Annotated in this window: 19 protein-coding genes; 15 read left to right on the top strand and 4 right to left on the bottom strand. The window is 43.3% G+C overall.

Annotated elements, in window-relative coordinates; genetic code table 11:
* The first annotated feature begins 21 nt into the window (after window positions 1-21).
* The 4 genes from FHW89_RS12375 (at window position 22) to FHW89_RS12360 (ending at window position 3,801) form a co-directional block, all read left to right on the top strand.
* Entirely contained in the window at window positions 22-978 is a 957-nt protein-coding gene (locus FHW89_RS12375) for a hypothetical protein (protein ID WP_172335358.1), read from the top strand.
* On the top strand, window positions 975-1,784 hold the full coding sequence (locus tag FHW89_RS12370) for a DUF5672 family protein (protein WP_172335357.1): 810 nt from the start codon (window positions 975-977) through the stop codon (window positions 1,782-1,784). The genes FHW89_RS12375 and FHW89_RS12370 overlap by 4 nt, the downstream gene beginning before the upstream one ends.
* A 40-nt stretch (window positions 1,785-1,824) precedes the next feature.
* Complete coding sequence (locus tag FHW89_RS12365) at window positions 1,825-2,829, top strand: glycosyltransferase family 2 protein (protein WP_172335356.1); 1,005 nt, start codon at window positions 1,825-1,827, stop codon at window positions 2,827-2,829.
* A 156-nt stretch (window positions 2,830-2,985) separates the two neighbouring features.
* Window positions 2,986-3,801 (top strand): glycosyltransferase family 92 protein, encoded by an 816-nt coding sequence (locus FHW89_RS12360; protein ID WP_172335355.1) that lies wholly within the window; start codon window positions 2,986-2,988, stop codon window positions 3,799-3,801.
* A 111-nt stretch (window positions 3,802-3,912) separates the two neighbouring features.
* On the opposite strand, the gene FHW89_RS12355 is transcribed toward FHW89_RS12360, so the two are convergent.
* A complete protein-coding gene (locus FHW89_RS12355) occupies window positions 3,913-4,578 on the bottom strand; it encodes a porin family protein (protein WP_172335354.1) in 666 nt (221 codons plus the stop codon).
* Window positions 4,579-4,752: 174 nt separating this feature from the next.
* On the opposite strand from FHW89_RS12355, the gene FHW89_RS12350 reads away from it, so the two are divergent.
* Complete coding sequence (locus tag FHW89_RS12350; protein ID WP_253952225.1) at window positions 4,753-6,546, top strand: glycoside hydrolase family 3 protein; 1,794 nt, start codon at window positions 4,753-4,755, stop codon at window positions 6,544-6,546.
* An 11-nt stretch (window positions 6,547-6,557) separates the two neighbouring features.
* Here FHW89_RS12350 and FHW89_RS12345 read toward each other — a convergent pair whose 3' ends face one another.
* Window positions 6,558-7,124: a hypothetical protein gene (locus tag FHW89_RS12345; RefSeq protein WP_172335353.1), complete on the bottom strand. Its 567-nt coding sequence runs from the start codon at window positions 7,122-7,124 to the stop codon at window positions 6,558-6,560.
* 181 nt (window positions 7,125-7,305) lie between these two features.
* Between FHW89_RS12345 and FHW89_RS12340 the strand changes: the two genes are divergently transcribed.
* The 9 genes from FHW89_RS12340 to FHW89_RS12305 all read left to right on the top strand — a co-directional run bounded on the left by FHW89_RS12340 (window position 7,306) and on the right by FHW89_RS12305 (window position 22,532).
* Window positions 7,306-10,476, top strand: a complete 3,171-nt coding sequence (locus FHW89_RS12340) for an ATP-dependent DNA helicase (RefSeq protein ID WP_172335352.1) — start codon at window positions 7,306-7,308, stop codon at window positions 10,474-10,476.
* A 176-nt stretch (window positions 10,477-10,652) separates the two neighbouring features.
* Complete coding sequence (locus FHW89_RS12335; protein ID WP_172335351.1) at window positions 10,653-11,999, top strand: M28 family metallopeptidase; 1,347 nt, start codon at window positions 10,653-10,655, stop codon at window positions 11,997-11,999.
* 230 nt (window positions 12,000-12,229) lie between these two features.
* Entirely contained in the window at window positions 12,230-12,373 is a 144-nt protein-coding gene (locus FHW89_RS29130) for a DUF6728 family protein (protein ID WP_371742448.1), read from the top strand.
* On the top strand, window positions 12,370-12,747 hold the full coding sequence (locus FHW89_RS12330) for a RidA family protein (RefSeq protein WP_172335350.1): 378 nt from the start codon (window positions 12,370-12,372) through the stop codon (window positions 12,745-12,747). Before FHW89_RS29130 ends, FHW89_RS12330 begins: the two co-directional genes overlap by 4 nt.
* 109 nt (window positions 12,748-12,856) lie before the next feature.
* Entirely contained in the window at window positions 12,857-14,956 is a 2,100-nt protein-coding gene (recG, locus tag FHW89_RS12325; protein ID WP_172335349.1) for an ATP-dependent DNA helicase RecG, read from the top strand.
* 575 nt (window positions 14,957-15,531) lie between these two features.
* The gene (locus FHW89_RS12320) at window positions 15,532-16,911 is read left to right on the top strand and encodes a M20/M25/M40 family metallo-hydrolase (protein ID WP_172335348.1); all 1,380 of its coding nucleotides are present in this window, start codon (window positions 15,532-15,534) and stop codon (window positions 16,909-16,911) included.
* 458 nt (window positions 16,912-17,369) lie between these two features.
* Window positions 17,370-18,692, top strand: a complete 1,323-nt coding sequence (locus FHW89_RS12315; RefSeq protein ID WP_371742447.1) for an MFS transporter — start codon at window positions 17,370-17,372, stop codon at window positions 18,690-18,692.
* A 194-nt stretch (window positions 18,693-18,886) separates the two neighbouring features.
* Window positions 18,887-20,938, top strand: coding sequence for a M13 family metallopeptidase (locus FHW89_RS12310; RefSeq protein WP_172335347.1), 2,052 nt, complete (start codon window positions 18,887-18,889; stop codon window positions 20,936-20,938).
* A 226-nt stretch (window positions 20,939-21,164) separates the two neighbouring features.
* A complete protein-coding gene (locus FHW89_RS12305; RefSeq protein WP_172335346.1) occupies window positions 21,165-22,532 on the top strand; it encodes an MAC/perforin domain-containing protein in 1,368 nt (455 codons plus the stop codon).
* 216 nt (window positions 22,533-22,748) lie between these two features.
* Here FHW89_RS12305 and FHW89_RS12300 read toward each other — a convergent pair whose 3' ends face one another.
* Window positions 22,749-23,699 carry a tryptophan 2,3-dioxygenase family protein gene (locus tag FHW89_RS12300; protein ID WP_253952224.1) on the bottom strand — a complete coding sequence of 317 codons (951 nt, stop codon included), beginning with the start codon at window positions 23,697-23,699 and terminating at the stop codon, window positions 22,749-22,751.
* 190 nt (window positions 23,700-23,889) lie between these two features.
* On the opposite strand from FHW89_RS12300, the gene FHW89_RS12295 reads away from it, so the two are divergent.
* Window positions 23,890-24,360, top strand: coding sequence for a universal stress protein (locus tag FHW89_RS12295; protein WP_172335345.1), 471 nt, complete (start codon window positions 23,890-23,892; stop codon window positions 24,358-24,360).
* 68 nt (window positions 24,361-24,428) lie between these two features.
* Here the strand turns inward: FHW89_RS12295 and FHW89_RS12290 are convergent, their stop codons facing one another.
* Window positions 24,429-25,718 carry an HAD-IB family phosphatase gene (locus FHW89_RS12290; protein ID WP_172335344.1) on the bottom strand — a complete coding sequence of 430 codons (1,290 nt, stop codon included), beginning with the start codon at window positions 25,716-25,718 and terminating at the stop codon, window positions 24,429-24,431.
* Window positions 25,719-25,961 lie beyond the last annotated feature (243 nt).

Below are 25,961 nucleotides of genomic sequence, written 5' to 3'. Positions count from 1 at the left end.
CCGGGTTTTGAAATAACTGAAATGGTAAAAAAAAGAAGTTTTATAAGTACTTATTGGCTTAAATATACCGACAGGGCCGGTTATAAAAATTATAAGTGGGAGTTGCATAATTATAAAAATGTTGAAACTACCAATTTTTTAATCGGGGATGAACGATTGAATAATCCTGCAAAGATAAGGGCTGTTGCAGCTGGTAACCATCAGCTTAACCTTAATCATAGTGGCAATGCCGGCGATATTATTTATGCACTGCCAACTATTAAAAAACTGGCCGAAACCGTAAAGGTCCCCATAAATTTATACTTGAGGCTTGGGCAGCCACTATTGCTTTCGGACAGAACTACCCACCCTCTGGGTAATGTAAGGCTCAATGATAAAATGATGGCCATGCTGGCTCCTTTAATCAGTTCGCAGTCATACATCAGTCGGTTTGAAGTGCTTACGGATCAGAAAATAGATATTGACCTGGATTACTTCAGGGCCGGGCACGTACCGATGGATAGGTGTAACATAGCCCATTGGTGTTCATATATAACCGGGGTAAATCCTGAATTATGGAAAAAATGGCTTGATGTGGAACCGGATACATCGTTTGCAGACTGTGTAATTATTGCACGGAGCGAAAGATACAGGAGCCAGGGAGTTGATTATAAGTTCTTAGAAAACTACAAAGGCTTAAAATTTATAGGAGTCGAATCGGAGTATAACGACATCAAAAAGCAGGTTCCTAATATAGAGTGGGTGCAGGTAGATGATTTTTTACAGCTGGCCCGGATAATTGCAGGCTGTAAATTTTTTATCGGTAATCAATCGTTCCCATTTTCAATTGCCGAAGCATTAAAAGTCCCGCGCATTTTAGAAGCTTGTTTTGATGTTATCAACGTTGTTCCGGAAGGTGAAAATGGTTATGATTTTCTTTTTCAGGATCATTTTGAATCATTGGTACAGAAGCTTTATCATAAAAACCAGGAATTATGAGTGCGCTGAAGAAAGTTGCCATTATAGTCCCTTTTTATCAAAATACGATATCTGATTTAGAAAAAATTGCGCTAACTCAGCTACAAAATGTTTTGGCTAATTATCCCCGCATCATTATAAAGCCTCACTCGCTTGTTTTACCCGATGTGGTTAACCAGTATAATTTTACAGCTATTGAAACCTTTGACGACAGCTATTTTAAAAGTATTGATGGCTATAACGCTTTAATGCTTTCTGATACTTTTTACAAACGTTTTTTAGATTATGAGTTTATTCTGATTCACCAATTGGATGCCTTTGTATTTAAGGATGAACTGGCATATTGGTGCAGCCAGTCAATTGATTATATAGGTGCTCCATGGATACCACCAGGTGATTACCCGGATTTTATTAAAGCCATCAAGTCAAAAATTCAATTTCATTATCATGCCCGGTTTAATATTCAGAAAAACGGACTTCCATCATCAATGCAATATGAATACAGAGTTGGTAACGGAGGATTTTCATTACGGAGAGTAAAAAAGTTTTACGATCTGAGTATCAGCATGCGCGATAGGATGTCGGTTTATTTAACACGTAGTGAGCACGAATTTCATGAAGATATTTTTTGGAGTGTGGAGGTTAACAGGAAACGGAAAATATTAAACATACCATCATATAAAACGGGGTTAAAGTTTTCGTTTGAACTTGCTCCAGAGCGTGCCTTGAGGTTAAATAAGAACCAGTTACCCTTTGGATGCCATGCCTGGGATAAAAACCTCGATTTTTGGCGTCAAATATTTAAAAAACTAGGTTACCATATATAAAAACTGAATAATTTATTCTTTAAATATAAGCATACATCTAATGAAAGAACTCCCGCTTGTATCCATTGCGCTTTGTACGTACAATGGCGCCAGATTTTTAGAGCAGCAATTAGATACACTTATTAATCAAACCTATACCAATATTGAAATTATTGCTGTAGATGACTGCTCCACTGATCATACCTATCAGATACTTGCTGGTTATGCATCAAAATATCCCAACCTCCATTTGTATAAAAACAAAACCAATTTAGGTTTGATTAAAAATTTTGAGCTTGCTTTGGATTGTTGTAAGGGCGAATTGATAGCATTTTGTGATCAGGACGATCTGTGGGATCTTAAAAAGATTGAATTGCAGGTAGCCGCTATAGGTAATAACCTGATGTTGTATCACGATTCTGAACTTATTAATGAGCAGAATGAGTCACTAAATGTAAAAATGACCGATCTGTTTAACTTTTACCGGGGCGATGAGCCGGAAGTATTTTTGTTTAGTAATTGTGTATCCGGGCATTCGATGCTTTTTAAAAAGGAGCTGATTGATGAGGTGCGTCCCTTAAAAAAAGATACTTATCATGATTGGTGGATTGCCTATGTGGCCACTAATTTAGGTACTATTGACTATTTGCCGCAATGCCTGGTTAAATACCGTCAGCACGATGATAGTGATACCGATTTGTTATATAGAAAAGACGATAAGAAAGATAAACACAGGCACAAAACCATCGAACAGCTTTTTAAACGCCAGAGTAAGTGGTTACAGTATTGCGCTTCTTATCCTAAAAATAAAAGACCTCAGTTTGTTAATACATTATTGCGGCTGTATGTAAACAGACCCAATAATTACCTGGCTATTCAACTTTTCTTTTTAATGAAAAAGCACGTCGATATTTTATATTACATCCCCAAATGGGATAACTACCGGAAAAACAGGGAGGTGAAGAAAATGATATGGGGGTATAAGCTTAAGAACTTTTGGTACACTTATTTTAGGCCCAACAGCAAAAAAATACTCCGCGTTGATTTAGATGAAAAAAGCTATTGAACAGCTGCTTTTGGGATTCATGTATTTCCAAAAAAACTATTTTAAACAGCCTTAATATAACTTATAATTGTAATTTATTGGCAAATGTACAGTTGTCGGGATATTTATAACGCATTGGTTTATAATCATATGTGTTGTATTTAAATTAATATTTAAATGATTAAAAAAATTCTTGGGTTAGAATCTTATAAGCATAAAGTTGCTATTTGTTGTATAGCCAAACATGAAGACCCTTATTTTGCAGAATGGATAGACTATCATTTACAAATTGGTGTAAGCCATTTTTATGTTTATGATAATGAATCAAAAATCCCGGTTACTGAAAGCTTGCGTGATTATATAGAAAAAGGCATTGTGACCGTTGAGCCGGTTGCCGGTAAAGCAAAGCAAATGCCTAGCTATCAATTATGTTTAAAGCGCTATGGCCCCGAATGCCAATGGTTAGCTTTTATTGATGTTGATGAATTTATTGTGCCGAAAACGCTAACCGGAAATCTGCCCGATTTTTTAGAAAATTATAAAAAATACGGAGGGCTTGGTATTTATTGGTTGATGTTTGGTTCCAATGGTCATTTAGAAAAGCCCCAGGGGAGCCAGCTTGAAAGCTATGTTAGAAGGTCGCTTAAAACAGATAGCGTGAATGGCCATATTAAAAGTATTGTTCAACCCCGATATGTTAAACGGGTGGAGACTCCACATCATTTCAAATATAAATTCGGGAAATATTGTGTAAACGAAAATGGTAAACGTATTGAAGGCCCTATCTCTTTACATACTTCTAATAAAATACAAATGAACCATTACTTCTTACGTTCGTTAGCCGAATTTAAGTTGAAAATAGCAAGGGGCAGGGCAGACAATAACGAGATCAGAAGTTTAAATGAATTTTACATTGAGGATGAAAAATGTAATTTTATTGTTGATGAAAATATAAAAGAGCTCAAGATAATAATGGATAAGAATAACCAGTAGCGGTTTTACTTTTATGCTTATTGATCCGTGTACTTTTTATAAGTAAATTAAAAAGGTTCCTCATTTATATATGTATATATGAGGAACCTTTTTAAGGTTACAATAAACTTTTTATTGAAATTTAAACCCTAAGCCAATTTGCCAAACCTGGTTGCGGAAATCGGGCAGATCGGCTTCATTGGAAGCGTTACGGGCAAGGTCAATATTGTAACGGCCCCTGATCTCTACATTACGGTTAATATCAAAACTAACACCTACTACACCGGCCACATAGCTCTGGTCGCCCTGGTGGCCGTCATAACGGGTTTCTACATTGGTGCCAAAATCACGGTAAGTGTCCCTTTGCGAAGTTAAAAAGGTAAGCTGAGGGCCAATTAAGAAATTAAACCCGGGTACAATTTTGAATTTAGCCAGTAAGGGAACGTCGATATAGTTGGTACGTTCGGTAAAATGGGCGTTTTCAAGATCAGCACTAAAGCCTTTTTGCGAAAATAGTACTTCAGGGGCGAACGAAAAATAATTGGTAACCGGAACATCCAGTGTAAGCCCGACATTGAAGGCTGCTATTGTACTGGAGCTGAAGCGTGAATCATAAGCATCAAGCGAGTTGGCCAGGTTTAAGCCGGCGGTAAAACCTACTTTGATCTGATTTTCGTTATACGGCCTGTGTTGTTGATGCCTTACATAACGGCGTGGCTGGCGTGGCCCGTAATAAGTTTGTGCGCTCGCTGCACCAGCTGCAAATAGGCATATTGCAAAAAAGATAAATTTTTTCATTTTTATTTGTTTTTAACGGTAGCGGAGCAAATTGCAGGTATTTTATTTTTAGTTCGGGCCTGCAATCGTTCCTTGATTATTTTTGATTTATACTACATAGAGTAAAAATTAACGCAAAGGTTTATTTTTAGTTTCCAATAATTCGCGAGTAGTACCAGAACTTTATATTTCTTCATGAAATCTTCAAAAAACCCGGCACTCCATAAACATTACCTGATACAATTTGTACTACATTTGACCATGCCAAAATTGAATAACGGTATTTGCTGTACCTTAATTATAGCACTTAATTTTATTGCAGTTAACGCTTTTGCACAAAAAACGAGCTATGTACAAAGCTTAAACACGCAAAACCGCTGGGTTGATTCGGTTTATAATAAACTAAGCCGCAAGCAAAGAGTAGCGCAGTTGCTTTTTGTACGCGCGCATACCAACAAAGGCAAAGCTTACGAAGATTCTGTTGCCCGGGTGATCAAAGACGAGCAGGTAGGCGGCCTGGTGTTTTTTCAGGGCGGCCCCGGCAGGCAGGCTTTACTGGTTAACAAATATCAAAAGCTGGCACAGGTACCTTTGCTCATTTCTATGGATGGCGAGTGGGGCCTGGGCATGCGCCTGGATTCGACCATATCATATCCCTACCAGATGACACTGGGCGCCATACAGGACAATAATCTGATCTATAAAATGGGTCAGCAGGTAGCTTATGATTTTAAGCGACTGGGTATCCAGATCAACTTTGGGCCCGATATGGATATCAACAACAACCCCAATAACCCGGTGATCAATTATCGTTCGTTTGGCGATAATATGTATAATGTGGCCAAAAAGGGGGTTGCTTACTTTAAGGGGATGCAGGATGCCGGTTTACTAACCACGGCCAAACATTTTCCGGGGCATGGCGATACCAATGTCGATTCGCATTTTGATTTGCCTTTGTTGCCCTACAGCCGAGCCCGTTTGGATTCGCTCGAAGAGTATCCTTTCCGCGAGGCTATTAACGCCGGTATCAGCGGCATTATGATAGCACATATGAATATCCCGGCACTTGATAATACTAAAAATTTGCCTTCAACACTATCACGCCCCATTGTTACCGGTATTTTGAAAGATTCCCTTCAGTTTAAAGGTTTGGTGGTATCCGACGCGATGGAGATGAAAGGGGTTACCAAATATTTTCCGAACGGCGAGGCCGATGTAAGGGCTTTTTTAGCTGGCATTGATATTATTGAACTATCGGAAAATTCAGATCGTGCCATTAAGCTTATCCGCAGGGCCGTACGTAAAGGATTGATCAGCGCTGATGAATTTCAAACTAAAGTGAAGAAAGTGCTGGCGGCCAAATATTGGGCAGGTTTGAACCGCAGGCCACAGGTTTCGCCGGTAAATTTAAGTGAAGACCTTAACCGCCAGGCAGCTAAAGATCTTGTGCAGCAATTGAGCGATGCCTCGGTGACTTTATTAAAAGGTAATTCGGCCGCGCTGAAACTGAACCCATTTTTGAAAACAGCCATCGTAAGTATTGGGGTTGATGCACCTACCGTTTTTCAGCAGGAAATGGCCAAGAGCTTCCCTAACTGCCGTATATTTATGGTGGCCAAAAATGCCCCGGCTATTGAGGTGCGCAATATCATGAACTGGCTAAAACAGTATAACCAGGTAATTGTGGGCATACATGATACCCGCCTGCGCCCACAAAGTAAACTGGATTACAGCAGCGATGTACGCGGTATGGTAAGCGACCTTGCCGTACGCAAAGGAACCATCATGAGTGTTTTTGCCAATGCTTATACCATAGCAGGATTACCCGGCATCGAAAAAAGTAACGCGCTGTTGGTGTGTTATCAAATGAGCCCCGAACTGCAAAAATCAGCAGCTAAAGTAATTGCGGGCACGTTAAAGCCAACGGGTAAATTGCCGGTGAGTGTTAACACCTCTTTCCCAACAGGGACAGGGCTTGGTTTACAGTAAGGATACAGGCTTTAAGCTAGATTTTTATCGGTCAGGATCTTTTTTCGGGTCAGCAGATTTAGCAGGTATTTACCTTCGGCTTCATCCATATTTTCGCCAAAGCGAATGGTTTTCATGCCATAATCAAATGCAATGGTGCCGGTACGCCCGTTGAGCGACTTTAATGTATTATACCTGGCAAAATTAGTGTTTATCTGATCGTCCTGTACCCGGAAGCTGGTGCATGAGTTAAGATCATAAAATGTAGTTTTACTTAAGGGATCGCCCTGTCTTTTCAGGATCAGTATGCCCTTACCAATTTCAATACACTCCTTACCCAGTAATAGCCAGTAAATTGTTTTAAGTGCAAACAGGCCACCCAGTGTCCATCCGGCGAGCCAAACTATGCTAAACAGATCAGTTCCTCTGTTTGTTGAATTCAGTAATTCTTTGATGACCGATGTTTCGCCAAAAAACCAGCCACACAGCCATACACATAGGAAAAGGATAATAAATAAATTCTTTTTTGCGGGTATCGTGATTCTTACGTAGTCAAAATTATCCTCGATAATTGCTCTGCCCTGGTACGGTAATTCCATCTTTAAATGTCTGGCTTAAAGATGCTATTAATTATGATGTTTGCAAATTATATTAATACAGCCTCACCCCAACCCTCTTCAAGGGAGAGGGCTTAAAAGAGTTTTTTTAAAGTCTCCTCTTTGAGGGAGGTCCGATAGCTATCGGATTAGAGGGGGCTATTTCCTATCTTTACTAAACAATATGCAATCAAATCTTCATCAATATAACAATAAATTTCAGGCGGCTTTGGCCGGGTTAAATCCCGAGCAATTGGCTGCCGTTAACAAAATGGATGGGCCGGTGCTGGTAGTAGCCGGGCCGGGTACAGGTAAAACGCAGATATTGGCCGCCCGTATAGGTAAAATATTAACCGATACCGATGCCCTGCCCAACGAAATTCTGTGCCTTACCTATACCGATGCGGGTGCGGTGGCTATGCGCAAACGCCTGTTTGAGTTCATCGGTCCCGATGCTTACCGCATCAATATATATACCTTTCATGCTTTTTGTAATGAGATCATCCAGGAAAACCTGGAATATTTTGGTAAGCTGAACCTGGAATCATTGTCCGATCTGGAATCGGCGATGTTATTCCGCGAACTGGTTGATGAGTTTGGCAACGATCATTTGCTCAAACGCTTTACCGGCGATATTTACTACGATACCAAGCGCCTCAAAGATCTGTTCTCGACCATGAAACGGGAAAACTGGGACATCGATCTGATTACTAGGGCTGTTCAGGAATACCTTGATGATATTCCCAACCGCGAGGAATTTGTATACAAACGGGCCAATGCCAAAACAGGCATCAAAGTTGGCGATCCTAAACAAAAAGATATTGATGCCGCTCATGAAACTATGAACAAATTGCTGGCAGCCGTAGGCGAATACAAAAACTACGATGCCAAAATGAAAGCCCGCGGCCGGTATGATTATGATGATATGATCATCTGGGTGCTCAGGGCTTTCCGCGATAATGAAGAGATTCTGCGTAAATACCAGGAGCGCTACCAGTATATTTTGGTCGATGAATTTCAGGATACCAGCGGTTCACAAAACGAGCTGTTGCGGTTTTTGTTGAGTTATTGGGACGTACCCAACGTATTTGTGGTGGGCGATGATGACCAGTCGATCTTTAAGTTCCAGGGCGCCAACATGAAAAACATCCTGGATTTTGCTACCGATTATGTAGATACCCTGCACACCGTAGTGCTTAAACATAATTACAGGTCCAATCAGCATATACTGGATATCTCCAGAGCCCTTATCAACAATAACTTTGAAAGATTGACTAGTCAGCTCAAGCTGGATAAAGATCTGCGTGCCTCGCACGGGCGTTTTGCCGAGCTAACTGTAGAGCCCGTGATCAACGAATATGAAAATCCCGACCAGGAGCTGGTAGATGTATCGGCACAGATCAAAGCGTTGATCGATAAAGGTGTACCTCCGGGCGAGGTGGCGGTGATCTATCGCAACCACAGCCAGGTAGAAGAAATGATCAAATATCTGGACGTCCAGAAGATAGCTGTAAATACCAAGCGCAAGATCGATGTTCTGACCCAGCCTTTTGGCGAAAAGATCATCAACATCCTGCGTTACCTGGCTATGGAGCTCGATTCGTCATACAGCGGCGACGAGTTGCTGTTCGAAATTATGCACTATGATTTCTTTAACATCGCCCCCATCGAAATTGCCAAGGCCAGCATCGCGGTTGCTAAAGAGAATTATGGCGCGGTAACAGGTAATAAGCCCAAAACCTCTATCCGTAGATACGTAAGCGAACTGCGGCCACCAGCACAAACCGATCTTTTTACGCCGGATAAATTTACCGCGATGAAGTATCTCATTAATGATATTGATGAGTTGCTACAATCGGCGGTGAGCAAAACTTTGCAGGCGCTTTTTCAGGATGTGATAGCCAAAATGGGTATCCTGCGGTACATTATGCAGCAAACGGACAAAGGCGGGCACATGCAAATGCTCACCAGTTTTTTTGATTTCCTGAAAGATGAAAGTCGCAAGAATCCCGAAATTAAACTCGATGAACTTATAGCCACCATCGAGCTGATGAAGAAGAACGGCATTAGGCTTGATCTGAACCAGGTGATCTTTTCTGATAATGGGGTTAATTTTTTAACCGCTCACGGCTCCAAAGGACTGGAATTTGAACATGTGTTTTTTATAGGCTGCGATAAACGTACCTGGGATGGCAAAGGCCGTAATACCGGTTTCAGTTACCCCGATACCTTAACCCAGGCTGCATCTGACGATATTGCACAAAAAGAAGAAGGCCGCCGCTTGTTTTATGTGGCTATAACCCGGGCCAAGCAGCACCTGTATATCTCCTATGCCAATAAGGATAAAAAAGCCAAAGACCAGGAAGCAAGTCAGTTTGTAGGCGAGATACTGGCCAGCACCGACTTACAGGTACATTATCCAAAAGTGACTGAAGAAGCCATGCTGGGCTTTTACGTGACCCAGTTTAGCGAGGCCGAAAAACCAAAAGTGGAGCTACTGGATAAAAACTACATCAACATGCTGCTGCAAAACTATACGCTGTCTGTAACGCACCTGAGCAGTTACCTGGATTGCCCGCTGCGGTTCTATTTCCAGTGTCTGATCAGGGTGCCATCTGGCAAAAGTCCGTCGGCTACATTTGGGCAGGCAGTACACTGGGCGTTGAATAAAACGTATAAATTATTGAAAGATAATGATAATGAGTTTTTGTCGACCGAGCAGTTTATGAACGAGTTTCGCTGGTACATGGCCCGCAATAAAGATTCATTTACCAAGGATGAATATAAATTGCGTGTAGCCTACGGCGAAAAAATATTACCGGCCTACTACGAAAAGAATGTTGACAGTTGGAATAAGGTTGCCATCACCGAGCGCACCATCAAAAATATCGAAATAGGGGGTGTGCCTATCAAAGGTAATCTGGATAAAATGGAGTTTGATGGCAAGCACGTAACCGTAGTGGATTATAAAACGGGTAAGCTTAAAAATGCCAAGGATAAGCTGCTAAGGCCCACCAATGATTTCCCCAATGGCGGCGATTACTGGCGTCAGGGTGTGTTTTACAAAATACTGGTCGACCATGACCGCACCAATGATTGGGAAGTAGTAAGCACGGTATTTGATTTTGTGGAACCTGTAAGCGAAGGCGAATATCACAGTGAAAAATTTGTGATCACCCCGGATGATATGGACATAGTGACCGGACAGATCAAAGATACCTATGCCAAAATAATGGCCCACGATTTTAATACCGGCTGCGGCAAAAAAGAATGCGACTGGTGCCATTTTGTAAAAAGCAATTTTAAGCAGGTAGACGAAATGTTACAAACCGCAAGCGAGGAGGAAGAGGAATAATAGGTAAATTTAGAGGCGCGGGCCTTGTGCGATTCCCTCCCAACGGGAGGGGCAGGGAGGGGTTTATTGGTGATGCATGTCGCACAAACCCCTCCCTGCCATAACACAACCCATCGCACCCCTCCCGTGGGGAGGGAATTGAAGCTGCCAAATAGAATAAACAATACAAAAACTACATGAAACACCTAAAACTATTTATCCTTCTCTTATTAACCCTCCCGGCCGCAGCCCAAACCATCATCAAACCTGATTCGGGCATTAAACAAATGGTGGATGAGGTATCTTCCAAAAATATAGAGGCGACTATTCGCAAACTGGTGACTTTTAAAAGCCGACATACCTTGAGTGATACTACCAGCAAAACAACTGGCAGCGGCGCAGCACGCAACTGGATCAAGGCCGAAATGGAAAAATATGCTGCGGCTTCCGGCGGACGCATGACCGTTCAGTTCGATACGTTTACCCAGCCAAAAGGTACACGAATTGATCAGCCCGTGAAATTGAAAAATGTACTGGCCATATTAAAGGGAACGGATCCAACGGATACCCGGGTATATATTGTATCGGGCCATTATGATTCGCGCATTAATGATGTGATGGACGCCAATGGCGTTGAGCCGGGCGCTAATGACGATGCCTCGGGAACTGCCCTGTCTATGGAGCTGGCCCGGGTGATGGCTAAACGATCGTTCCCGGCTACTATTATTTTTGCTGCTGTAGTTGGTGAGGAGCAAGGCTTGTATGGATCGGCCAACCTGGCCAAACGCGCCAAAGCAGAGAATTGGAACGTAGATGCCATGCTGAATAACGATATTGTAGGCAACACCCATGGCATGGAAACCGACCTGAAAGATAATCGTAGCGTGCGTGTTTTTAGCGATGGCATACCCACTAATGCTACTGATAAACAGGTAGCCGCCCTGAAATCATTAGGCGGTGAAAATGATAGTCCCTCACGTGAACTGGCCCGTTATGCCAAAGAAACCGGAGAGCGCTATGTTGACCAGCTGGATGTAAAACTCATTTATAGGCGCGACCGGTACCTGCGCGGCGGCGATCACCTGCCTTTCCTGGAGCAGGGTTTTACCGCCGTTCGCTTCACTGAAATGAACGAAGATTTTAATCGTCAGCATCAAAACATCCGTGCCGAAAACGGTGTGGATTATGGTGACCTACCCGATTTTGTAGATTTTAACTATGTGCAAAAAGTGACCCGCATGAATCTGTCGGTTCTGGCTAACCTGGCATTGGCCCCCGCCCGTCCGCAAAATGTAGGCATCATCACCACCGATCTTACCAATAAAACCAAACTAACCTGGGAGGCCCCGGCTACCGGCAAAAAACCGGCAGGCTACTATGTACTCATGCGCGAAACCACCAGTGCCTTTTGGGAACGCAAATTTTATGTAACCGATACCACCGCTACGCTAGCCTATTCAAAAGATAATTACTTTTTCGCCGTGCAAGCTGTTGATGCCGAAGGGCACGAGAGTTTGCCGGTATTTCCGAAACCGGTGAGGTAAGCCTTACCCCAACCCTCTCCAAAGGATAATGGTCTATAAGTAAGTGGAAGAAATAGATAATGGTAAAGAAATGGGGCTGTCACCCTGAGCCCCGTCGAAGGGTAGAGCGCAGAGGCCTGCTCACCATGCTTCGACGAGGCTCAGCATGACATCCTTTTTTAATATGCAAATCAAAAGCCCTCTCCTGAAGGAGAGGGTTGGGTGAGGCAAATTTTTATTAGTTTTGTGATATGTATTTTTTCAGAAAGAAAGATCCTAACAGGCCCACAAACATTAATCTGCGCATTATGCACTTTATCAATGCGCTGGCTATTCTTATGTTTTTGGCTGGGATCATCTACAAGCTGATACAAGTGCTCATATTCAAAAAATGATGACAATAATAAACACCAATAACGCGCCGGCTCCTATAGGGCCTTATAGCCAGGCTACCGCAGCCGGAAATTTTGTATTTGTATCGGGCCAGATACCCCTTAACCCGGTTACCGGCGAATTGGTAACTACCGGTATTACCGATGAGGCGGTGATGGTGATGGAAAACATCAAAGCCATTTTAATTGAGGCTGGTATCGGTTTTGAGAACATTGTAAAAACCAGCATATTTTTAACCGATCTGGGCAATTTTGGCCAGGTGAACGAGGTATACGGAAAATATTTTACCGCCAATTTCCCGGCCCGCGAAACGGTACAGGTATCTGCATTACCCAAGGGTGTCAATGTAGAAATCTCGGTGATTGCTGTAAAGTAAGAGCCTCACCCCAGCCCTCTCCAAAGGAGAGGGAGTCAAAAATTAAATAATACGCATATAAAAGTCCTCTCCTTTGGAGAGGATTTAGGTGAGGCTTAACCTCTTATCTATGGATCCTTTTCAAACACCGCTTGTATATCTGAAAGGAGTGGGCCAGTCCCGCGCCGAGGTGTTGAAAAAGGAATTGGCGCTCGCCAACTTCGAGGATCTTCTGCGGCATTTCCCGTTCCGGTATATCGACCGTACCCGTTTTTACAAAATCAAAGATATTCAGGCCGACTTACCTTATGTGCAAGTGCTGGCCCGCATTGTAAACAAACAGGTGGTTGGTGAAAAGCATACCAAGCGTCTGGTAGTTATGGCTAAAGACGATACCGGTTTGCTGGAACTGGTATGGTTCAAGGGGATCAACTGGATCGAAAAAACGATCGTTCCAGGACAAGTTTATGTTGTTTTTGGTAAGCCTGGTTTTTTTAACGGACAGGCCCAGATGGCTCATCCCGAAATGGAGGTGTACTCGCCGGGTGCGCAACGACAGGGTAATGCCAGCTTGCAACCGGTATATAACTCCACTGAAAAGCTCAAGCAGTTTCAGCTGGACAGTAAGGGCATCCAGAAGATCACCTCCACCTTGCTGGAGCTGCATGCCCGCGATATTCGCGAGAATTTGCCGCTATACATCATTCAAAAATTCAAACTCATCAGCAGGGCCGAGGCTTACCGCAATATCCATTTCCCGGCAGATGCGCGTTTGCTGAACGAAGCTATTTTGCGTTTAAAGTTCGAAGAACTGTTTTTGTTGCAGCTTAAATTATTGCGCAATAAGCTGCTGCATACTCAAAAATTCAAAGGCAATGTTTTTGGTACAGTAGGACATTATTTTAATGATTTCTATCATCATAAATTGCCTTTTGAGCTTACTGCTCCACAAAAAAGAGTACTCAAAGAGATCCGGCAGGATACCCAGCGTGGCATACAGATGAACCGCTTGCTGCAAGGTGACGTGGGCAGTGGTAAAACCGTGGTAGCCCTCATGAGCATGCTGATAGCGGTTGATAACGGCTTCCAAACCTGTATTATGGCGCCTACTGAAATTTTGGCCACGCAGCATTATCAAACCGTAAAAAATTTGGTTGGCGACGATTTTATTGAAGTGGCACTGCTTACCGGCTCCACCAAACAAAAAGATCGTAAAATATTACACGAAAGACTGGAAAGCGGCGATCTCAAAATACTCATCGGCACGCACGCGCTCATCGAGGATAAGGTACAGTTCAAAAACCTGGGCTTTGTGGTGATTGATGAGCAGCACCGTTTTGGCGTAGAGCAAAGGGCCAAGCTATGGCGCAAAAATATAATACCGCCACATGTACTGGTGATGACCGCCACGCCTATTCCGCGTACCTTGGCCATGACCTTATATGGCGATCTTGATGTATCGGTGATTGACGAATTACCGGCTGGCCGTAAACCTATCCAAACGCTTCATTTTTATGAAAATCAGCGCCTGCGGGTATTTGGTTTTATGAAAAGGGAGATAGCCCTGGGCCGGCAGATTTACGTAGTATACCCGCTGATACAGGAAAGTGAAAAACTCGATCTGAAAAATCTGGAGGATGGCATCGAGGTCATGTCGCGAGAGTTTCCGCTGCCCGATTATCGTGTAAGTATTGTACACGGCAAAATGAAGCCGGTAGACAAGGAATTTGAAATGCAGCGTTTTATCAAAGGCCAAACACAGATCATGGTGGCTACTACGGTTATTGAGGTGGGTGTTAACGTACCCAATGCTTCAGTGATGATCATTGAAAATGCGGAGCGCTTTGGTCTTTCGCAACTGCACCAGCTGCGTGGAAGGGTAGGGCGCGGAGCCGAGCAGTCCTATTGTATTTTGATGAGCAGCCATAAGTTGAGCCACGATGGCAAGATCAGGCTGGATACGATGGTGAAAACCAATAATGGGTTTGAAATTTCCGAGATCGACCTGCAGCTGCGCGGGCCCGGCAACCTGGAAGGTACCCAGCAAAGCGGTGTGCTCGACTTGAAAGTAGCAAACCTGGCCACAGACCAGGAACTGCTGATCAAAGTGCGTAAAACCGTTGAACAGATCTTTGAAAAAGATCCGCAACTGGCCCTTCCCGAAAACCAAGTGCTGCACCACGCCTTCGAAACAAAAAACGCGGGATTGAGCTGGGATAAGATCTCGTGATATAGCGAGGATAACTTGCGCTCGTTTGCAACCTCAAGTGTTGGGAAGAAGAAAAAGTTGTCATTTCGAACGAGGTACGAGGAGAAATCTTATACGGCGAGATAAGCAAATCGTATAAAATTTCTCTTCGCCCTCCTGCCCAGACCTCAGCTTCTGCTCATCGAAATGACAACGTTTGGTATAAATTTATGTCTTCCCAACACTTAAGGTTTGCAACGAGTGCTTAACCTGGGTTTGCGTTTAAAAAGCAATGGCGATGCAAACGCCGCGCCACATTAAGCACTCGTTGCAAACGAGCGCAATGGCGGAAGAGTAAAAAAGAAAAGAGTCGTGCGAATCCCCCCTTGAGAGGTACTCCGTAGGAGTAAAAGCTTTGTAGTAACCAGCGAATAAGTATTTAGCATGCCGTAGGTATGCAACTTGAGTGTAGTACCTACGGCACTGGTTTTGAAACTGTGATTTTTCTACAAAGCTTTGACCCCGATGGGGTTTGGAAATGTAACCGCAGAATGATATTCCGTATACTCCTTTTTCCTGTAAAATATTACATTTGTTAAAACTGATCTTAATATCACATGAAGAAACTTTCCCTATCCCTGGCTGTGCTTTTTACAGCTTCTCTGCTCCACGCGCAGGACTCCTTAACTATCCGCAAAATTTATGACGAGGCCCTGGTAAACGGCAAGGCTTATGAAAACCTGCGTTACCTGTGTAAAAACATCGGTGGCCGTTTAAGCGGATCGGCCAATGCGCAAAAAGCGGTGGAGTGGAGCAAGAAATTGATGGAAAGTTATGGCTTTGATAAAGTTTATCTGCAGGAGGTAATGGTACCCCATTGGGTTCGTGGTGAAAAGGAAACCGCGTTTATTATTGATGGTAAAACCCGTATACCAGTGCCCATTGCTGCCTTAGGTATGACGGTGGCCACCCCGGCAGCAGGTATCACTGCAAATGTGATTGAAGTACACAGTTTAAAAGAGTTGGAAACTTTGGGCGAAAACGTGATCAAAGGGAAAATCGTTTTTTTTAACCGCGCGTTCGATCCCCGCTTTATCGAAACCGGGCATGCTTATGGTATGGCTGGCGATCAGCGTTTTATGGGCCCTGCTGTAGCGGCCAAATATGGCGCTGTTGGGGTTATTGTAAGGTCGCTAACTGAAAGTATCGATGATTATCCTCATACCGGCGCTACTTTGTCTGGTCCGGGTACGCAGCAGATCCCTGCAGCAGCCATATCAACCAAGGCAGCCAATAAATTGAGCAATATGCTGCGTTTACGCAAGCTACCGCTAATAAAATTTTACTTTAAACAAAGTTGTCAGTTGCTACCCGATGTACTATCCTACAACGTGATCGGCGAGTTAACCGGCACCGAAAATCCTAATAAATTTATCAGCGTGGGTGGTCACCTGGATTCATGGGACCTGGCCGAAGGGGCTCATGACGACGGCACAGGTGTAATGCAATCGGCCGAGGTGCTGCGCCTGTTTAAAGCGACAGGTTACCGCCCTAAAAACTCCATACGCGCCGTATTTTTCATGAACGAGGAGAATGGCCATAAAGGTGGCACCAAATACGCCGAACTGGCTGCGCAGAATAAAGAACAGCATATTGCGGCCATAGAAACTGACGAAGGTGGTTTTACACCACGTGGGTTTAGTTTCGACGGGGTATCCAAAGATTTTATTAAAAACATCAACGATAAGTATAAAGCTATACTGGAACCCTACGAGGTTGATAAACTAACCATTGGCGGTAGTGGTACGGATATTGAACCGATGAAAGAAAAACTGCCGGGCGTAGTACTGATCGGCTACCGCCCCGATTCTCAGCGTTATTTTGATATTCACCACACGCCAAATGACGTATTTGAAAACGTGAACAAACGCGAACTGGAATTGGGCGCCGCTGGAATGGCCGCGTTTATTTACCTGATAGATCAGCATGGGTTGTAGATGTGCAAATGTGCGGATATGTAGATGTGCAGATTTCAAATATGCAGATGTGCGAATTCCGGATGTGCAGATGGTTTGAGTGATCAAATAGTGTAAGAGTTTTGTAGAGACGCATCACATGCGCCTCTTTTTTTCCCGCCGCCTGTGTCCTCACAGGCGGCTTTTTATTGCGGCTCGCGTTAAGGATAGTAGCGGATACCGGCCTTGTGGCTAAGGCCCCGCGCAGTATGAGCGGATAGCCTGACCCGACGGCAGGAGGGGAACGCCCCGGGAAATAAACCCCGCGAGTCTGAGCCTGTCAAAGACTCGTGCGCAAAGACCCACCCATCATGCTTCGACGGAGCTCAGCATGAGATCCCCACCAATAATTACCCTTATTTGTCCAATAAAAAATAGGTCATCGTATTGAATATTCCCAGAATGGTATTGTAAATTTGCAGTACATCTAAAACAACACAGTGGCCGAAGAAGGAGATAGTAAACCCCAGAAAACAGATTCCTTTGCAGCATTGCGATACAAAGATTTCAGATCTTACATTGGCATGCGCTTTTGTTTCACCCTCGCGTACCAAATGCAAACCGTTGTACTTGGTTTCTACATTTATCAGTTAACACATAGCAAAATGGCGCTGGCCTATATTGGTTTGAGCGAGGCCATACCAGCGGTAGGTATAGCGCTTTACGGCGGCTATATTGCCGATAAGTATGAGAAGCGTAAAATGCTGCTTATATTATTCGCAGGCGTATTTTTATCGTCACTGGTGATATTTATAGCCACACTCCGGAGCATGGCTCCGCATTTGAGCATCACCATGATCCTGGTAATTATTTATGCCATGATATTTTGTAATGGCTTGGCGAGAGCTTTTTATGGGCCGGCCACATTTACTATTTACGCGCAAAGTATCCCCAAATCCTTATACCCTAACGGGAGTACCTGGAGCAGTTCAAGCTGGCAAATAGCTTCCATTGTAGGGCCGCTCATGGGTGGGTTTATATATGGTTTTGCCGGTCATATTATTCCGGGATTGGCAGGCATTACGGCAACCATGGGTTTAACGCTATTTTTTATGCTGATATCACTTGTTTTGGTGTATATGCTGCGTTCTTATCCGCCGGTGTTTGTGAAAAAGGAAGATATATGGATAAGCCTGCGGGCGGGGCTACAATTTGTATTTACCAATAAGATCATGTTTTATGCCATGAGTCTTGATCTTTTCTCGGTGTTTTTTGGTGGTGTAGTGGCCTTGTTGCCCGTTTACGCCTTGGATATATTAAAGGTTGGTTCCGAAGGGTTGGGTATTATGCGTATGGCTTCGTCATTTGGCGCGGCGCTTACCATGATCATCATGATCCGTTTTTCGCCCATGAATAAACCGTGGCGTAACCTGCTGATAGCCGTGGCCGGGTTTGGCTTATGTATTATTGGTTTTGGCTTGTCGACCATATTTTATGTATCGCTGGTATTCTTGTTTTTGCAGGGGGCTTTTGATAGCGTAAGTGTGATCATCCGGGGCACATTAATGCAATTGCTAACACCCGATCATATGCGCGGCCGGGTTTCGGCAGTAAATTCCATGTTCATAGGCTCATCTAACGAGATCGGTGATTTTGAATCGGGTGTGGCAGCCAGGTTACTGGGTACCATACCGGCCGTGCTTTTTGGAGGTACCATGACCATGCTTATTGTTGGCTTAACTTTTCTGAAAACCAAAAAACTCATTCCGCTATCGCTCAGTGAAATACATCCGCCGGAAGTGGAGGTGAAAACTGAAGTGTAAGACCTCACCCGGCCCTCTCCAAAGGAGAGGGTTCTGAAATTTATAGTTTAAGTCCTTTTCTTTAAGTAAGATTGAAGTATGGCTTTCTGAAGTTAAATCTGTGATGTAACAGATATGTGTCGGCCGCGTCTTAGTTATTATCAATTGAACTTTATAACTTAGATTTTTTAGGACTGACATTTAAAAAACAATTTATGAGAATCACAAAATGGGCTTTGGCGGCTATCCCTGTCGCCATATTAGCGTCATGCGGCCAAAAAAAGGAATCGTCATCGACAGATGATGTTCCAAAACGCACCGTATTTTTTGATAAAACCGGTATGGATACCACGGTAAAACCTGGCGACAATTTTTATTTGTACGCCAGCGGCGCCTGGGTAAAGAAAACTGAGATCCCGGCGTCGCAACGTGGCTGGGGGTCGTTTTATACCCTGTATGACGATAATCAGAAAAATCTGCACAAAATACTGGAGGAAATTACCAAACAGGATAACCCTGCAGGCAGCAAGGAGCAAAAGGTGGCCGATCTGTATACCAGTGGTATGGATACTGTAGGTATCGAAAAGCTGGGTTATGAACCCGTAAAACCTGTACTGGCAAAAATTGCCGCGGTAAAGGATTATAAAGGGCTGGTAAGCCTGGCTGCCGATAGCTACAAAGAAGGCGGCGGTTTTTTGCTGGGATTTTATGTATCGCCTGATGATCGTATCAGTAATCAGAACATTGCCCATTTTGACCAGGCTGGCTTGGGCTTGCCTAACCGCGATTATTATTTCAACAGCGATTCGGCTACGGTTAAAATACGTGCTGCGTATGTAAAATATATAACTAAGTTATTCACCCTAACCGGTGTTGACGGAGCTACAGCTACCAAAAAGGCCGAGGGTATTTTAAAACTGGAAACGCTGATAGCCAAATCGCACCTGACACCAACCGAACTGCGCGACCCCGTGAAGAATTACAACAAGTTCGCCGTTGCCGATTTGCAAAAACAGATTCCGGACATTGATCTGAAAGATGCTTTTAAACGGATGGAGCTAAATACGGATACCGTTTTGGTGGGTCAGCCGGCTTATTTTAAAGCATTGGATGGTCTGTTAAAATCTGAACCAATTGAGGTTTGGAAAGATAAAGCCACTTTTACGGCTTTGGATAATGCCTCCACCGCATTAAGTAAAGCTTTCAGAGATGCCAACTTTGAATTTAACGGTAAAACCCTGAGTGGTAAAAAACAAGAACAGGAGCGCTGGAAAACCGTTATTGAAACGGTTGATGGTGGTATAGGAGAGCTGCTGGGACAGCTTTACGTAGAGAAATATTTTACGCCGGATGCCAAACAGCGCATGCTTGCCCTGGTAAACAACCTGCAAGCGGTATATAAAGACCGCATTGAAAAGCTGGATTGGATGAGCCCCGAAACCAAGGCTAAAGCCCTGGCTAAACTGGCCGCTTTTACCAAGAAGATCGGTTACCCGGATAAATGGAAAACTTATGATGATGTACAGATCAGCAAGGATGCTTATTACAAAAACCAGGAATCCATTGCCCGTCACCACTATAACGAGATGATTAAAAAGGCAGGCAAACCGGTTGACAAAACCGAATGGGGTATGACTCCTCCAACGGTTAACGCTTATTATAACCCTACCTTTAACGAGATTGTTTTCCCGGCGGGTATTTTACAGTTTCCTTTCTTTGATAAGAATGCTGATGATGCCATTAACTATGGTGCTATAGGCGCGGTTATCGGTCACGAAATGACGCATGGTTTTGACGATCAGGGTCGCCAGTATGATAAAGATGGTAACCTGAAAGACTGGTGGACAAAAGCCGATGCCGACAAATTTAAAAGCCGTGTAGGCCTGATGATTGAGCAGTACAACAAATTTACGGTATTGAACAATCTGCACGTAAACGGCAGCCTTACCCAAGGCGAAAACCTGGCCGATATTGGTGGTTTGGCTATCGCTTACGAAGCATTCAAGAGAACAGAACAGGGTAAAGGTGACGCCAAGATCGATGGCTTTACACCAGATCAGCGTTTCTTCCTGTCGTTTGCCCAGGTATGGCGCATCAAAACCCGCGACGAAACCATGCGTATGCGTATCAGTGTCGATCCGCATTCGCCAGAAATGTATCGTGTGAATGGGCCGCTGTCAAACACCCCGGCATTTTACAAAGCATTTGACATCAAACCCGGCGACAAACTTTATCGCCCCGAAAATGAGCGTGTAAAAGTTTGGTAAGATATAATAATTGCCTGCGAGAATACGGGCGATAAAAAATAAAAAAAGCCACCTGATTTTGGGTGGCTTTTTTATTTATGGTAACTCGTTGGCCGGTAATTGATTGTGATTATGTGTGATATTATTATGATTATATTATTGTTAAATAATGTAATTTATGTCTTTATAGATAGTGTTATTATTGTATGTTTGCGCCAAAATCAAATATTAAATTTTATCACTTTTTATGAAAAAAATTTTATTCTTAATCCCTTTAGTGGGTATGCTATGGTCATGCTCTAAACAAAGCCAGGTTAAACCGGGGCAGGCCGAATCTCCATCCACACCAAACAAATTACAAACCAAATCAGCTGTAGATCATGTATGGGACGTATTGGGTTTTGGTTATGATGTAACCGGCGAATACGGAAACTCAAGCGCAACAACATTCCAGGTAATTGATATTGCCAAGCTTAAGGCTGCTGATGCATCGCGGGTTGTAACGCAATTGAATACTACCAGGAACGCGGTATTCTCTTACGGCGAAAACGCGCAGGCTTACTCTTCAGACCTGTCGGCCCATTTAACTGCTACAACAGGTTTTGCAGTATTTAAAGGTTCTATTACAGCAGCTTACTCTAATTCAAACTCTTTTAGCTCCAAATATATTTATGGTAGCTATAGCTTGTTAATGCAACAGAAAGAATTGAAATTTAACGCTACTCCTGCTTTATTGCAAAGCTATTTAATGCCAAGCTTTGTGCAGGACGCCGCCGCGCTTACGCCTCAGCAATTGGTAGCCCAATACGGTGCATTTGTACTTTCGGACATTATGCTGGGTGCAAAACTGGAAGTTACTTATCAATCAGAAACTAAATCTTCTGACCGCAAAAGTGCTGCTTCTGCCGGTTTAGATGAAAAAATAAGCTTATTATTTTCATTAAAAACGGATATCAACACCAACCACGCACAAAGCAGCTCCAACTACAATCAGTACTTACATTATATCACTCATGGCGGCGATCCTACTAAAGAAATTGTTGGTACAGTAGCCTTTAACCAGGTGGTACCGGTAATTGATTACAGCGCATGGCAAAACAGCACCAACTTTGACAATGCTGAACTGATTGACATTAAAAAAGATGGATTAATACCTATTTACGCATTAATTGCCGATCCGGCTAAATCCGCAGCTGTTAAAGCTTATGTTGACCAATATTTAAAAGATCACCAGGTTAATATTACTCCTGCGCCGCCATCACTGCCCGAAGGACAATTTACTCGTAACGACAATACCGGCCAGGTGTATATTGTAATGGACGGCGCGCTGCGCTATATCCCAAATCAGGACGTACTTAACGGCTTATTTGAGTTTAATACCTCACTGATGGTTCATTACAGCGCTGCCGACTTAAGTAAATATGCCATGGGCGAAACTATATCGCCAGATAACGGCATTATTAATGATACCCAAACCGGTAAAGTATACTTCAGGGAGCGTTCTTACATTCGCTACATTCCTAATCTGCAAGTTAAGGCCCTTTACCACTTTAACTTTAAACCTTTAAGAAACGTAAACGGCATAAGCGCTTACGTTGTTGGTCCGGATATGTAATTAATTGTATTGATAATATAGACGTATCATCATGCGTCTTATAAAAAAATGCCACCTGGTTTCGGGTGGCATTTTTTATTTATTGGTAACGTTATGCCGAACTTGTTTCAGCATCCCTCGAGCAAAGTAAGCAGCGAGCAAGCTAACTGTCCTGTGGGATCCTGAAACAAGTTCAGGATGACTTTGCTTTTTGCTTTCAGCCTTAGGCTTTCTGCTTTAAGCCAATACGCTTTCCACCCAGGCTTTGCCCCAGTTATCCAGTTCATCGGCAGTCCATAACGTTGGATAAAATATGCGTTTCTGGAAACGGGGAGGCAGGTATTTTTGCCAGTTGGTTCCACCGGTGGCTTTGATCTCCTCGGGTTCACGGTTCAGATAACGTACCGCCGATTTATAGTGAGATAACGGCCAGTTGATATTTACGTTTACATCCAACTGTTTAAGCTCCTGCTTTAGTTCGGGCGGCAATTGTCCGGCGGTTTCAAACTGGCGAGCCAGAGCGTTAAAATTATGGTTAACACTGGCTTTGCCTAACTCAATAAATGTTTTGGAATATTTTTTCTCGAACTGTTTTAGGGTAAGTGTTTTTTTGCCGGTAGATAATTCGGTAGCGCCAAATTTCCAGTACAGGTACTCAAACTGGTCTTCGATAGTGGCCGTACTCAGTTCCTGGCGTTTATCCTTGTCAACCAGGTTGATAAAGTCGGTGGCATATATCTCGATCATGCGGTACTGGCCCGACTGGAATCCGCTGGCCGGCAGCAATGACATCCGGAATTGCAGGAACTGTTCCTTCTCCATCCCGTCGACCATGATCTCGAAGGATTGAGTCAAGGCGCCGAAATACCGGTTGATGCGCTTTAATCGTGCTGTAAAAAACTCCACCGTAAGTGGTTGTGCTTCGGCAATTTGCCGGCATTCATGCAGGGCCAGTTTAAAATACAATTCGGTAATCTGGTGATACATGATAAATATCTCCTCGTCGGGAAATGGTGTTTTAGGACTTTGCAGGCTCAGGAGCGTATCCAGGTGGATATAATCCCAGTAGGTTAAAAAATCGGCGTGTAGTAAACCATCGAGATAGGAGGTCATGTCCTGCCCCATGGCTTCATATTTTTCCTGCAAACGTGCCAGGCGATCTTCAATTTCTGGATGGAAATGCATCATCAAAGGTAATAAAAATGAGATACCGGCAAATTGATATGATATCTGTAAAAAACGGAAACATTTTTAAAATGTAAATGTCTTTATAGGTGTCTGGATTAGAATTTTCAGAATTTAAGGATTTTCAGAATTGTACTTCATGATTCTGTTCATTTTAAAATTCTGTAAATTCTGATCAAAAACATTAACCCTCATGAAGATCAGTAAAATACTAATAGGTATTGACGATAGCGCTTATGCGCGCAATGCCGCCGCTTATGGCTTTGATATGGCCCGTGATTATAAAGCCTCCGTGGGGTTGGTACACATCATCGAGCCAATTGCAATACCCTCAACACCTGCTGATAATTTAACAGGGATACCCATGGATAGCACATTCGGCATCCAGGAGGTGGAATTAAGTGAGGTGCAAACTAATCAGACAGAAGCGCTTATAAACAGCACCATCAAAGAGTTTGGCGATGGACTGGAGATAACAGCTTTTAAACAATACGGCTCCCGCGCTGAGGGGATCATTGATTGCTGCAAAGAGTTTAATGCCGATATGATTATAATAGGCACACACAAACGCTCGGGCTTTGACCGCCTGCTCATTGGCAGTGTAGCCGAGCACGTGGTACGTCATTCGGCAGTTCCTGTGCTTGTGGTACCCTTTGCGGAATAGTTAGGGTTCTTGTGGCCGGAATCAGTCATTAAAAGTGTTTCCCGAACCTCGCAACACGATCCTCGATCCTAATAAAGTAACCTGAATTTAATAGTATGTTCAATAGCTTTTAGCTCGTTGAGTACCTGCGGATCATAGCCGGTATTAACATCGGTAATTACATAACCTATCTGGGGGTTGGTCACCAAAAATTCGCCTACTATATTGATATTGTGGCGGGCAAATACTTCGTTGATCTTGGCCAGTATACCCGGTATATTTTTGTGGATGTGTATTAGTCGGTGAGCATTGTTGACCCGTGGCGGTTGCAGATCGGGGAAGTTACAGCTGGTATGTGTTTTGCCCTCGTTCATAAAAGCCATTACCCGGCGGGGTATAAAATCGTTATTGTGAGGATTATGCTTCGGATCATCAAAAATGATGATACCGCTTTCGGTGGCCGCATCCGCCAACTTACGGTTGCATTTACCAAAAATACCGATAACTTTTAATCTGCCCGCGTTCTGAACCTGCTCGGGAGTAGGCTGATTAGCTTGGTCGCAAAACAAAACACCGGCTTCTTCCAGGTATTTTTCTTCAACGCTTTCGCGGTGGCGCAGGTTGTAACCCTCTTTTTTCATCTGCGCCAGCGCGTCATCATCCACATTACCAACAATGAGGCATTTGATGCGGTTTTTAGGGTACGATATGGCGCGTGGTAATTTATTGAGGTATAAAAACTCGTCGAAGCTGGGCGTTATATGATCTGCTTTTTCGGCTACCGATTTACGCTCGATATTCTCGGTAAAGGCGAAGAATTTTTTGATCATGCCCGACTCCTTCAGCTGGAAATCGGAATAGCCATCGCCAATGCCATAAATATCACCGGGTAGTTGCAGTTCTTTCAGTAATTTAACCTTGCCGCCTTCCTGAGATAGGGGATTTTCGCGGTCGTAACCGATGATCTTGCCATCTTCGTCAAATACAAAAGTATTGGCGTAGATGTTTTCTTTTTTGATATGGTATTCGGTAACTACCGGGGTAATAAATTCTTTGAAACCACCTGATACAATGAGTACTTCATCCTGGTGATTTTTAAAGAAAATAGTATTGCGCGAAAATGAAGTGGATACTTTTTTCTTAAGATGACTGATCAGCTGCTTTAAATGATCGCGGTTGGCCTCTAACAGTTTAACCCGGTTTTCGAGACTCTGCGTGAAGGATAACCTGCCTTCCATCGAAGCGTTGGTGAGGTCTTCTATCTGCTGATAAATAGCTTCCCGGTTTGGGTGGTTTTTGAGGGAAATGCGGGCCAGTTCGTCAAGGGCCTCAACCTGTGTAAACGTGCTGTCGAAATCAATAATAAAGTACTGCTCCATCTTGGGTGCAAATGTGCGAAAAAAAATGCTGATGATGTAAGGTAATAATATATTGATTCTATAGAATTAATATACCCTGCCAGGTAGAATCGTCTTCGATATAAAAATAATTATGTCATTGCTGTATTTCTATGAAACACGCAAAAGGTTTTGATAAGGTATTTGGTTTTTAATGACAGCAAAGATTCGGTGTATGATTTTGTTTCTTACGGCATTTAAGACAGACATTTTATTTTTCCCACC

The organism is Mucilaginibacter sp. SG564 (genome assembly GCF_013149275.1).
Lineage (GTDB): Bacteria > Bacteroidota > Bacteroidia > Sphingobacteriales > Sphingobacteriaceae > Mucilaginibacter.
Note: the sequence above shows the minus strand (reverse complement) of the source record. Positions and strands in the feature narration are given on the sequence as shown.

Excerpts from the sequence above, each read along its gene's own strand:
- recG (WP_172335349.1), top strand. The coding sequence starts at position 12,857 with ATGGATCCTTTTCAAACACCGCTTGTATATCTGAAAGGAGTGGGCCAG.
- FHW89_RS12305 (WP_172335346.1), top strand. The coding sequence starts at position 21,165 with ATGAAAAAAATTTTATTCTTAATCCCTTTAGTGGGTATGCTATGGTCA.
- FHW89_RS12330 (WP_172335350.1), top strand. The coding sequence starts at position 12,370 with ATGATGACAATAATAAACACCAATAACGCGCCGGCTCCTATAGGGCCT.
- FHW89_RS12335 (WP_172335351.1), top strand. The coding sequence starts at position 10,653 with ATGAAACACCTAAAACTATTTATCCTTCTCTTATTAACCCTCCCGGCC.
- FHW89_RS12375 (WP_172335358.1), top strand. The coding sequence starts at position 22 with ATGGTAAAAAAAAGAAGTTTTATAAGTACTTATTGGCTTAAATATACC.
- FHW89_RS12310 (WP_172335347.1), top strand. The coding sequence starts at position 18,887 with ATGAGAATCACAAAATGGGCTTTGGCGGCTATCCCTGTCGCCATATTA.
- FHW89_RS12320 (WP_172335348.1), top strand. The coding sequence starts at position 15,532 with ATGAAGAAACTTTCCCTATCCCTGGCTGTGCTTTTTACAGCTTCTCTG.
- FHW89_RS12295 (WP_172335345.1), top strand. The coding sequence starts at position 23,890 with ATGAAGATCAGTAAAATACTAATAGGTATTGACGATAGCGCTTATGCG.
- FHW89_RS12370 (WP_172335357.1), top strand. The coding sequence starts at position 975 with ATGAGTGCGCTGAAGAAAGTTGCCATTATAGTCCCTTTTTATCAAAAT.
- FHW89_RS12365 (WP_172335356.1), top strand. The coding sequence starts at position 1,825 with ATGAAAGAACTCCCGCTTGTATCCATTGCGCTTTGTACGTACAATGGC.
- FHW89_RS29130 (WP_371742448.1), top strand. The coding sequence starts at position 12,230 with ATGTATTTTTTCAGAAAGAAAGATCCTAACAGGCCCACAAACATTAAT.
- FHW89_RS12290 (WP_172335344.1), bottom strand. The coding sequence starts at position 25,718 with ATGGAGCAGTACTTTATTATTGATTTCGACAGCACGTTTACACAGGTT.
- FHW89_RS12360 (WP_172335355.1), top strand. The coding sequence starts at position 2,986 with ATGATTAAAAAAATTCTTGGGTTAGAATCTTATAAGCATAAAGTTGCT.
- FHW89_RS12300 (WP_253952224.1), bottom strand. The coding sequence starts at position 23,699 with ATGATGCATTTCCATCCAGAAATTGAAGATCGCCTGGCACGTTTGCAG.
- FHW89_RS12345 (WP_172335353.1), bottom strand. The coding sequence starts at position 7,124 with ATGGAATTACCGTACCAGGGCAGAGCAATTATCGAGGATAATTTTGAC.
- FHW89_RS12355 (WP_172335354.1), bottom strand. The coding sequence starts at position 4,578 with ATGAAAAAATTTATCTTTTTTGCAATATGCCTATTTGCAGCTGGTGCA.
- FHW89_RS12350 (WP_253952225.1), top strand. The coding sequence starts at position 4,753 with ATGAAATCTTCAAAAAACCCGGCACTCCATAAACATTACCTGATACAA.
- FHW89_RS12340 (WP_172335352.1), top strand. The coding sequence starts at position 7,306 with ATGCAATCAAATCTTCATCAATATAACAATAAATTTCAGGCGGCTTTG.